Raw genomic sequence first — 1,027 nt, 5'->3', positions numbered from 1 at the left:
ATGGGAAGTGATGTTTTACAGAGAAACTTAAAGGCTTTCCTAGTAGTAGTTTCTCTAATATTTTGATTTTTTTATATCATTGATAAGTTAGCTGATTTTGCTATTGTACAAGTGGTACTTTGGGTTTAAAATAACTCAGAATTTCAAAATAATCTTTTAGAAGCATTCCCAAATTTTTCTTTACATCCCATATTCTTTGTGTTATTTTTTTTATGCTTTTTGACCTTTTTATTAACATTATTGATCTTGATATTATTTATTTATAATAGCTACTTAATAGCCATATCAACTGTTACAGAAAATTATGTACTAGAAACAGATACTAATTATCATAAAATAATCAAAAAAATATTTACAAGCTTTATCTCCCTTTCTTTCCTACACTTTAGATATTCTATCAACTCTGTTATTCGCTATTTTTTACTATTAATCCCAGGTATAATTTATCGAGTAAATAATCAATTCTATTGGCTGGCTTTTATTCTTAGAAAAAAAAGGGATAAAACAGCTCTTTTTTACAGTCGTTTGTTGGTAAGTAGTAATTTCTGGAAAGTCTTCTTTTTAATTTATTTATTACCGATTTTTTTCGGGATTGCTTATTCTATTCTTTCTTCTCGTATTTATGAAATACTATATAGTATCTCTAGTAATATTTCTTTATAAAATGTTTTTTTAGCTTCATTATTTTCAGAAATTTTAGGAATTTTAAATTTATTTTTCTGCTTACTTTTCTACTTATCTATTATGATTATAGGGGATACTGCTCAAATATTATTATTTCTTAACCGAGATTTTCTTCTCAATCTAGATTTGCAGAAAAATTTGCAGAGAGCTGTAATTAATAATCGCCAAGGAAATTTTCAACAGGCAATTGCTAATTACACAAAAGCGGTTGAACTTAATCCCTATTATCCTATAGCCTATAATAATCGGGCTAATATCTACAGTCATATTGAAAAATATGAACAAGCCTTAGCTGATTATAATAAAGCAATTCAACTTAATCCTAATAATTTTAAAGCTTATA

The 1,027-nt window shown here is 26.1% G+C and carries 1 protein-coding gene; it reads left to right on the top strand.

Annotation, left to right across the window (positions count from 1 at the left end; genetic code table 11):
- Positions 1 to 744 precede the first annotated feature (744 nt).
- On the top strand, positions 745 to 1,027 hold a 283-nt coding region (locus F6K13_RS34675), incomplete at its 3' end, for a tetratricopeptide repeat protein (protein WP_287290186.1).

This window comes from Okeania sp. SIO2B9 (genome assembly GCF_010672505.1).
Taxonomy (GTDB): domain Bacteria; phylum Cyanobacteriota; class Cyanobacteriia; order Cyanobacteriales; family Microcoleaceae; genus Okeania; species Okeania hirsuta.
The sequence above is the reverse complement of the archived record's forward strand: the minus strand, read 5'-3'. Positions and strand labels throughout refer to the sequence as shown.